The organism is Williamsia sterculiae, from assembly GCF_900156495.1.
GTDB classification, from domain to species: Bacteria; Actinomycetota; Actinomycetes; order Mycobacteriales; family Mycobacteriaceae; genus Williamsia_B; species Williamsia_B sterculiae.
The window spans coordinates 128,449-137,694 of sequence record NZ_FTNT01000014.1; the positions used below are offsets into that span (position 1 = coordinate 128,449).

General features: G+C 66.0%; 7 protein-coding genes and 1 pseudogene. All 8 read left to right on the plus strand.

Going from position 1 to position 9,246, the window contains the following annotated elements; translation table 11 throughout:
• The first annotated feature begins 12 nt into the window (after window positions 1–12).
• Window positions 13–804, plus strand: coding sequence for a hypothetical protein (locus BW971_RS19365; RefSeq protein WP_083710423.1), 792 nt, complete (start codon window positions 13–15; stop codon window positions 802–804).
• Complete coding sequence (locus BW971_RS19370) at window positions 801–1,256, plus strand: DUF2742 domain-containing protein (RefSeq protein WP_076482717.1); 456 nt, start codon at window positions 801–803, stop codon at window positions 1,254–1,256. Before BW971_RS19365 ends, BW971_RS19370 begins: the two co-directional genes overlap by 4 nt.
• Window positions 1,253–3,040, plus strand: a complete 1,788-nt coding sequence (locus BW971_RS22035; protein ID WP_083710428.1) for a DUF3631 domain-containing protein — start codon at window positions 1,253–1,255, stop codon at window positions 3,038–3,040. Before BW971_RS19370 ends, BW971_RS22035 begins: the two co-directional genes overlap by 4 nt.
• Window positions 3,037–3,264, plus strand: a complete 228-nt coding sequence (locus tag BW971_RS19380) for a hypothetical protein (protein ID WP_076482718.1) — start codon at window positions 3,037–3,039, stop codon at window positions 3,262–3,264. Before BW971_RS22035 ends, BW971_RS19380 begins: the two co-directional genes overlap by 4 nt.
• A gap of 414 nt (window positions 3,265–3,678) precedes the next feature.
• Window positions 3,679–4,047: a hypothetical protein gene (locus BW971_RS19385; protein WP_076482719.1), complete on the plus strand. Its 369-nt coding sequence runs from the start codon at window positions 3,679–3,681 to the stop codon at window positions 4,045–4,047.
• Window positions 4,044–4,457, plus strand: a complete 414-nt coding sequence (locus BW971_RS21365; RefSeq protein ID WP_143690481.1) for a hypothetical protein — start codon at window positions 4,044–4,046, stop codon at window positions 4,455–4,457. The genes BW971_RS19385 and BW971_RS21365 overlap by 4 nt, the downstream gene beginning before the upstream one ends.
• Window positions 4,458–4,664: 207 nt before the next feature.
• Complete coding sequence (locus tag BW971_RS19390; protein WP_076482720.1) at window positions 4,665–8,912, plus strand: aggregation-promoting factor C-terminal-like domain-containing protein; 4,248 nt, start codon at window positions 4,665–4,667, stop codon at window positions 8,910–8,912.
• 32 nt (window positions 8,913–8,944) lie between these two features.
• Window positions 8,945–9,246, plus strand: a pseudogene (locus BW971_RS19395) (hypothetical protein); the annotation flags it as partial.

A 9,246-nucleotide genomic window follows, 5' to 3' on the forward strand; every position in this document is an offset into this window, starting at 1 on the left:
GATGACGCGATCGTGCAGATCGTCGCCGCCGAGCAACCCGTCACCATCCGCGGCGTGTTCTACCGCACCATGTCCGCCGGGCACGTGGAGAAGTCCGAGCTGGCCTACCGCAAAGTGCAGCGCCGGGTCCTCGCCCTGCGCCGCAGCGGCCGGATCCCGTACCGGTACATCTCCGAGGGCACCCGCTGGACGATCCGCCCGAGCACGTGGACATCGGTGGAGGACGCCCTGGAGAGCACGGCGATCATCTACCGGCGGGCGCTGTGGGAGGACCAACCTCAGCGGGTTGAGGTGTGGGTCGAGAAGGACGCGATCACCAGCGTGGTCGCACCCGTCACCCGCCGGTGGGATGTGCCGCTGATGGTGGCCCGGGGGTTCCCGTCGGAGACGTTCCTGTGGAACACCGCGCAGGACATCAACGAGGCCGGTAAGCCGACGGTGATCCTGAACCTCGGCGATCACGACCCGTCCGGTGTCGGTGCGTGGGATCAGGTGCGGCGCAAGCTGCAGGAGTTCGCACCACAGGTGGCGTTCCGGTTCGAGCGCCTCGCTGTGACCGAGGCCCAGATCCTCGGGCTGGGGTTACCCACACGGCCGACCAAGCAGTCGGACTCACGGGCCAAGGGGTTCACCGGGGAATCGGTGGAGGTGGACGCGATTCCGTCCGCCACCCTGCGGTCTTTGCTCGACGACGCGATCAGTAGCAACGTTGACCAGCGGTCGTGGTCTTTGCTGCAGGAGGTCGAGACCTCCGAGCGCGCTGTGTTGCGGCGGATGGCGGGCATCGAGGACGACCGCTGGTGACTGTCACCTCCGGCACCCCGGACCCGGCCCGCACCTCTGCTGGCCGGGTCTCGGGGGTGCTCACAGTTGAGTCCCTGCGAGAGCTGTACGTCCACGAGCATGGTCCGCTGCCGAAACTGTCCACCGCGTTGGACAGTTCCCGCGAGGTGTCCTGGGCGGCAGCGCACGAGCAACTGTGGCCCGTCGTCGACCGCGGTCAGCGTCACGGCGACATCCCAATCATCGGCACACCGGCGTGGTGCGAGCTCCCCGACGGCGATCCGATCAAGGTCGCCGCCGTGTACGCCGCCGCCGACCAGTTCGCCTTGCATCTGGAGAACCTCGGCACCGCGTTGGTCGACGCCTCCCACTCGGTATCCGGGTCTGCCGACTGGTCATCGGTCGCCCGTCGGAACAACAACATTGCCGCGTTCTACCGCGAACATCCTGATCTAAGGAGACGATCCGCTTGACCGACGACGACATCATCGACGGCGCCGCCGTACTCAACGACGTGGAGGCACACTTCGGCCGGTTCATCGCCACCACCGATGACCGCGACTTGTCGCTGGTGGCCCTGTGGACGGTCGCCACGCATGTCGCGGTGGAGACTTACACCTCGCCTCGGTTGTTGATCGACTCCACGACACCGGGATCGGGTAAGACCACCCTGCTCGACCACATCGGGCGACTGGCCTGCTCACCACTGCACGCCGCATCCCTGTCGTCACCGGCTGTACTCGTTCGGGCCCTGCAGGGTGGTATCCGCACCTTGCTGGTCGATGAGGTCGACCGATCGCTGTCGCCGAACAAGCCCGGTGTCGAGGACATGGTCGCCATCCTTAATTCCGGGTACCGCCGCGGTGCGACCCGCCCAGTCCTCGTCCCGGTCAAGGGCGGTGGATGGGAGGTCAAGGAGATGCCGACCTTCTCACCGGTCGCGTTGGCCGGCAACAGCCCCCGCCTGCCCGACGACACCCGCTCCCGGGCGATCCGGATCTTGCTGATGCCTGACCGCACTGGCCGTGTCGAGGATTCGGACTGGGAGCTGATTGAGGGCGAGACCGCGGAGCTGAAGGCTCGGATAGTGGCCTGGACCGACCAGGTGCGCGACCAGATCCTGGGCATGCCTGTCGACCTACCCCACGGGTGCATCGGGCGGGCCAAGGAGAAGTGGCGTCCGCTCAAGCGGGTCGCCGTCGCGGCGGGGTCGCACTGGCCGGCGATTGTGGACGAGCTCATCACCCGCGGAATGGCCGAGACCGACGCCGAACACGATGCGGGGCTGTCCAACGACCCGCCCGGGATGGTCATGCTCCGCGACCTTCACGCCGTGTGGCCGTCGAGGGAGGACTTCGTGCCGACCGAGCAGTTGGTGTCCAAGCTCGTGATGCACAACCCGGAGTATTGGGGTCTGGTGTCGGCGTACGGCAAAGCGCTCACCGCTAGACGGCTCGGACATTTGGTGTCCCAGGCGTCGAAGGTGACCTCGCAGCGCCCTGGTGGGGTCGGCCCTCGCGGTTACACCAGGGCAGTCCTCGCCCCCATTTGGGAGCGTCTCGGGATAGGCCACTCTCAGGAACCCGGTGGAAGTGGTGGAACCGGTGGAAGTGGTGGAAACCGCAGGTCAAACGGGGTGACACCCTCACGCCACACCACCACCGGATTGCCCCGCGTCACAACCACATCCGGCGGTGGGTCACATGAACCTCAAACCCCTGCTGACCTGCATAAACCACCGGATCAACCGCTTTCGCCGGTTCAACCGGTTGTTTCAGACACCCCTATCGCGACCCCGCTTCATGTCGTACCCGACCGCCCTTCGAAGGTGTCATCGGTGGCCTGGTTCCACGCCCACATCGAGGGGCTGATCGCCGCGGGCGCCACCACTGCGGAGTCGAGCAAGGTGTACGCCGCGGGACAGAGGGCGGGGTACAACGTCGATGCTCTGCGACAGGCCGCCCGCAACTCGGATCTGGTGTCGATGGCCATCCGCCGCGCCGACACCATGATCTGGAACCTCGGCGTAGGCACAACCCCGACGGTCGTCTCCTGCGAGGAATGGGCACTGGACTGGCTCGCGGCCCGCAACGAGTGGGTGCGCGCCGGTGAGGTCTACGCCGCTGGCGAGAAAGCCGGCTACGGGCGCACCGCGATCAAGGGCGTCGGCCAGGACTGCCCCCACATCCTCAAGCGGGGAGCGTCGGTGAGCACCGAGTGGCGGATCAGCCCCGACTACCGAAAGGCTTCGGCATGACCCGCCGCCTGAAATACACCTGTCAGACCTGCGGGCACGGAACCAAGTCCATCACCCGGTACTGCATCAGCCACCGGCCGCCCGACGCGACCCCACCGGTCACCGCCGATCGCGGCGTGGTGCAGCTCGCCGGGATCGCGCTGACCCCCACACAAGCCGTCCGACTAGCGGACCAGCTTGTCGACATCGCCGAAACCATCACACGATCGGAGACCACCCGATGAACCCCTCCACTCGCTGGATTCAGCGTGAATATCGGCGCGTTGCCGCCGAGCGGGACATGCCCTACCTCGAAACCACATGGGACAGTGAGATACGCCGCGTCGTCGAGGGTCGATACGCCCGAGCGGTTATGACCGGTGAACTACCGATGCCGGACAGCCCGAAACGGCAACAGCTCATCCGTGACCGATTCCATAGTGACTGTCTAGGCGACACGGTCGAGACGATGACCTCGCGATCGGAGACCACCCGATGACTCGTCCGACTTCCAGGCGAGCAACCCCGCGGGTGCGTCGCACAGGTAACCCGAAGGCGCCTATTACCGTGTCCTATTGGCCGTGGTTGTCGGTGGAGCTGACCGCCGACGAGGCCCGCCGCCTCGCCCTCGACATCGCTGACCTGCTTGGTGGTGGCCGATGAGACACCGCTTGGATGGTGGCCCTACTGACGCACGGTTCGCCCCGGTCTGCCGGATCATCAACGGTGACCTGATGCTCAACGCGTCCGGGATCGCTCTGATCACCGGGGTGCCCGCCGACCAGATCACCGACACTGTGGGGGATGCGGCGGCGGTGCTGGGAGAGCTGTTCCCTCGCGACCTCCCGCACGAGTGGCAGGAGGCCGGTCAACGTCGGCTCGACGAGGCCGCCACGCACACCGGTTCTGAGGAGTTGGTGCTCAATCTTGAGTGGTTGGCCGCTCGAGAGGGGTTCCAGGCGACCGGTGTCGTGGATGACGACGGCTTCGGCCTGGACCTGATCGACCCCGAACCCGGTGCACAGTGACGGCGCGAGCCCTGGGTGGGGCGGTGCTGGTCGAGGGTGTCGAGGCGCTTCGTGCCCTGAAGTTCGGGGTGTCGGCCGCGGCCCGCGAACGCCGACGCAACGGGATGAACCCCGGCCCGGCCTTGGCAGCACTGCTCCAGGTGTGCGATGAAGCGTTGTCCCACAACGGACATCGAGACACACCCACCACCCCCATCGAGGAACTATCTCCTGTAGAGGTGATCGACTCCGCTACCGCGGCCACGCTGACGGGTTACACCCGCCGCCACGTCTGCCGGATCGGGGTCAGCCTCGGCGGGCAACGACTCGCCAACGGTACCTGGCACTTTCGCCGGGGCGCCGTTGAGGACTACGTGAGGGCACGGGATGCAACGAGACGCAGTGGAGGAATACCTCTCGACGCTGCCTGACCGGGACTGGCTCGACCTCGTCGAACGCACCCGCCCACCCCTCGTGCCCGCCGAATTGGTGTTCATCAAGGACGCTGGGGCGCAACGCCAATGACGGAACTCGCGACCGCATGGATTACGATTGCGGCATCCACAGATTCCATCCCCAAGTCCGTACGGTCGGCGCTGAATCAGTCACAACGCGACGTTGATCGCTCGGGTCGGGAGATGGGCTCACGGCTGACCAACGGGCTCAGTAGCACCTTCACCAAGGGTGCGACGGTCGCCGGCGCGGCGGCCAGCGCCGCGATCGGGACCGCCCTGTACAAGGGTTTCGATCGGCTCTCGGCAATTGATCAGGCCAAGGCCAAACTCGCCGGTCTCGGTAACTCGACGCAGACCACCGCGTCCGTGATGGACTCAGCGTTGGCCTCGGTGAAAGGCACCGCGTTCGGGCTCGGCGACGCAGCCACTATCTCGGCATCGGCCATCGCGGCCGGTATCAAACCCGGCCAAGATCTGACGAAGTATCTGAAGATGACCGCCGACGCGGCCACGATCGCAGGTACCTCGCTCGGTGACATGGGTGCCATCTTCGGGCAAGTCCAGACCGGGCAGCAGGCGTACACCGACGACTTGAATCAGTTGGCAGACCGCGGAATTCCAATTTATCAGTGGCTCGGCAAAGAGGCAGGCGTTGCCGCGTCTGATGTGAAGGGGCTTGCCTCCGACGGAAAGATTTCGTCGGAGATGCTGTTCAGCGCTATCCAGAAGAACATCGGTGGCGCTGCCCTACAGTCGGGAAAGACTGTCAAGGGTTCGTTCGACAACGTGATCGCCGCGATGGGACGTATGGGCGCCGCAGTAGAGGGCCCGACGTTCAAGCGGTTGCCCGCGTTCTTCGGTGATCTGACCGGCAAGATCGACGCCGCGACCCCTCGGGCTGAAGCATTCGCGAAAGCGTTCGACGCCCGCGTCTTTGACAACTGGGTGCCCAGGGTCAAGGAACTGCTCGACACGCTGAAGTCGTCGGGACAACTGGACGTTGCGAAGCAGACGTTCACCGAATTGTTCGAGGCGATGCGCGGCGCGGCCCCGTCGATCGGGCAGGTCGCATCAGCGTTGGGGCAGGCCTCGGCGGCACTGGGTGTGTCGGGGTGGCAGATCTTCATCACCGCGTTGCAGGCGGGGACCACGGCGCTCAACGCGATCAACCCGCTGCTGCAAACGGTGTCGTCGTTCATGTCCAACCATCAGAGCATCGTCACCGCCGCTGCGGCGGCGTGGCTGGCGTTCAAGACCATTCCCGGCATCGTCGGCCGGATCTCGGGTCCGCTGAGTACCGCGAACGGGCAGGTGATGTCGTTCGGTTCGTCGCTGCGGGCGGCGGCCACCGCCAACGGGACCTTCGCGAGCACCGCCTCGGCGGGCACGTTCCAGATGGGCCGGTTCGGCTCAGCGATCGCGCAAGTCGGGCAGACCTCACCGATCATCGCCCGGATGCAACAGTCGTTCCTCAACGCCTCCACCGCGGCGTCCGGGCTGCCCCGCACCATGGGTGCCGCTTCTGCCGCGGCCACCGGGTTGCGTGGCGGGGTCGGATTGCTCAGCGGCGCGTTGGGCGGACCTCTGGGCCTGGCCCTCACCGGTGGCGCCCTTGCCTTAGGTGCATGGTCGACGCACCAGTCCGAGGCCCGTCAGAAAGCGCAGGAGACCAGGGCCGCGATCGACTCGTTGTCGGAGTCGATCAACGCGAACAACGGTGCGCTCGACGCCCAAGGCAAAAAGCAGATCTTCAACGAGCTGCAGAGCAAGGGTGTCTTCACCCAGATCCAGAACAACCGCGACCTCAAACTGTCGATGCAGGAGGTGCAGGCCGCGGGTGAAGGCCAGGCCGGCGCCCTCGACGCGGTCAACCAGAAACTCGACCAGCAGGTCACCAAGAGTGCCGCCACATCCGACACCTGGAACCTGCACAACAACGCGCTGCAACGCGCCGGTGTGTCCCTCGATGAGTACACCGCCGCACTGCGCGGCAACGGCGACGCCAGGGAGAAGGTCGAGAAGGCCACCCAGAACTGGTCCAGCAACGAGAAAATCAACAACTGGGATGCCCAACGGCGCCAGCTCGACGCCACCTCCCAGGCCGCCCTCAAAGTGGGTGACGCCCTCGGTAGTTCCAACGACAAACTCGACGGTGCACGACTCAAAGCGCAGCAAGCTCAGGAAGCCCTGGGTCTGGTCGGGCAGCGTCTCAATGGGATCGCCCAACAGTTCGCCGGCACCGACAAACTGTCGATCGACGTCGACACCACCCAGGTTGCCGGCGCCGAAACCGCCTTGCAGACCTTGGGCATCAAGACACAGACACTACCGAACGGGCAAGTGCGGGTCACCGCCGAAAGCGCGGAAGCCAAGGCGCGACTGGACATCATCGCCAACAACGTGACCCTGCTCTCGGCGATGCAGGCCAACCCGCACATCAACCTCGACACCGCCCAGTTCAATGTCGGGAAAAACCAGTCCGCCGCCGACCTGCAGGCGCTCAACGGGTTGCGCGCCGACCCCGCGATCGGCGCGGAGATCTCCCAGTTCCTCGACGGCCGCAACATCTCCTGGTCACAGTTGCAGGAGTTGGACACCAAGATCGCCGACCCCACGGTGCGCGGCCACTTCGAAGAGGTGCTGAAGAACCTCGGCATCGTGTCCGACGACCTCACCGACATCACCCGGCCCCGCACCATCCAGATCGGCGTGAACTACAACACCAACGACTTCGCCAACGCCGGCGAAGCGCAACGCGCCCGGCGCGGATACGCCACCGGCGGATGGACCGGTCCGGGCAGCAAGTATCAGGCCGCGGGCGTGGTCCACGCTGATGAGTTCGTGGTGCAGAAGACATCCCGCCGCAGCATCGAGTCCACCCACCCCGGCGCCCTGGACTACATGAACCGCACCGGCAAGTTCCCCGGCTACGCCGACGGCGGTCGGGTCAAAGCCGCCGACTTCGACGCCCTCGCCAAGGGCGGGTTCGGTGCCTCCCGCCCACTGGAGGGCGCACCGTATGAGTGGGCCAGCTTCAACTGGGGCGACTGCTCCGCAACCGCATCAGCGTTCGCTCGCCTCGCCGCCGGGCTTGACCCGTTCGGGGGTCGGTTCGCTACCGCCTCCGCCGCAGCACAGCTCGCGGAGATGGGCGCCCAGCAAGGGCGCGGCACCCTCGGTGATCTGCGGATCGCGTTCTACAACGGTGGTGAGGGCGGCGGGCACGCCGCGACCACACTGCCGTCGGGCATCAACGCCGAGATGGGAGGCAACCGGGGCAACGGCCAATACGGTGGCGCCGCCGCCGGGGCCGATCACCCACAGTTCACCGATCACTGGTTCTTCCCCCGGGACATGTTCCGCAGTACCCCGCAGCTCGGCGGTGACGACGTCGGTGGGCTGACCCAGGGCGCCTACGACCCGCAAACCTACACCGGCACCGGCAACTACAGCGGCGCCAACTCCGGCCGCGGGCTCAGCGGCACCACCGGGTCAGACACCAACCTGACGCCGCGGCAGAAGATCGCGGCCACCTTCTCCGACAACCTCGGCAACGCCGCATCCGCGGCCGTGAAGGGACAGTTGACGAGCCTGTTCGGCATCCTCAGCATCAACGACAGCCCCGGCGCCCTGGCCGCGGTGAGCACCTACCAGCAGCAACGCGAGGAGATGCTCAACCAGCAGAAGAGCACCCAGCAGTCCGGAACCGGCACCCCGCAGGTGACAGTCACCGACCCCGGCACCCAGAAACCCGCCACCGGCCAGGACCTCGGCGGCAAAACCACCACCCCCACGACGACGGCACCAGCAGCATCGGCCGCCCCCGCAGCGCCGGGCCTGCCGTCCACGGGCAGTCCGGTCAAGGATGCGTTCCGGTCCGGCCTGCGGGCCGCGTGGCGTCAAGGGCAGCCGTGGATCGACACCGACTGGATCGCCAACCACGAATCCACCTGGAACCCGCTCGCGCAGAACGGCAAGTACTGGGGCATCCCGCAAGCCGGACCCGAGGTGTACGCCGCAGCGGGCAAGGACGCTCACGACCCCGACCCGAAGGACCAGGGTCAGGTGTACGACAAGTACGTCGGCGACCGCTACAAGGACCCGATGGGCGCGCGTGCGCATTGGGAGGCCAACAACTGGTACGACCAGGGTGGTGTTGGTGTCGGCACCGGGTTGATGGCGAAGAACATCATCACCCCGGAGCGTGTGTTGTCGACACGGCAAACGGAGTCGTTCGAGCACATGGTGCGCCGCGACTTCCAACGCGGGGGCGGCGACAACCCCGAACTGTTGGGAGTCCTCACCGACATCAAAGACCTCCTCGCCAAACAACCGTTGGGTGGGACCACCAACAACCACTTCCGCAACGAGCGGGACTACAAGACCGCAGAACAGAAACGCAAGATGAGCGCCGCGCTCGCGGGTCACTGACCCACCACCCACATCACAAGAAGGAGAACAACATGAGCCTCGACTACCTTGACGAACAGATCGACGGATACCGCACCCAGGCCAAGAACCTGGTCGACAACTACAGCCGCACGCAGGCCGAGGTCGCCTCCGACCCCAACCTCACCGACACCGGCAAACGCGAAGCCCTCGCACCACTACACGAAGACCTCACCGCCAAGATCTCGGCACTCCGAGCCGAGGAGAAGGGCGCCATCAAACGCAAGCGTGAGGCGCTCGAGAAGACACTGTTCGGGATCAACGCCGGCACCAGCAGCGACGTCGTCTCGTACCGCGACGCACAAGACCGAGCCAC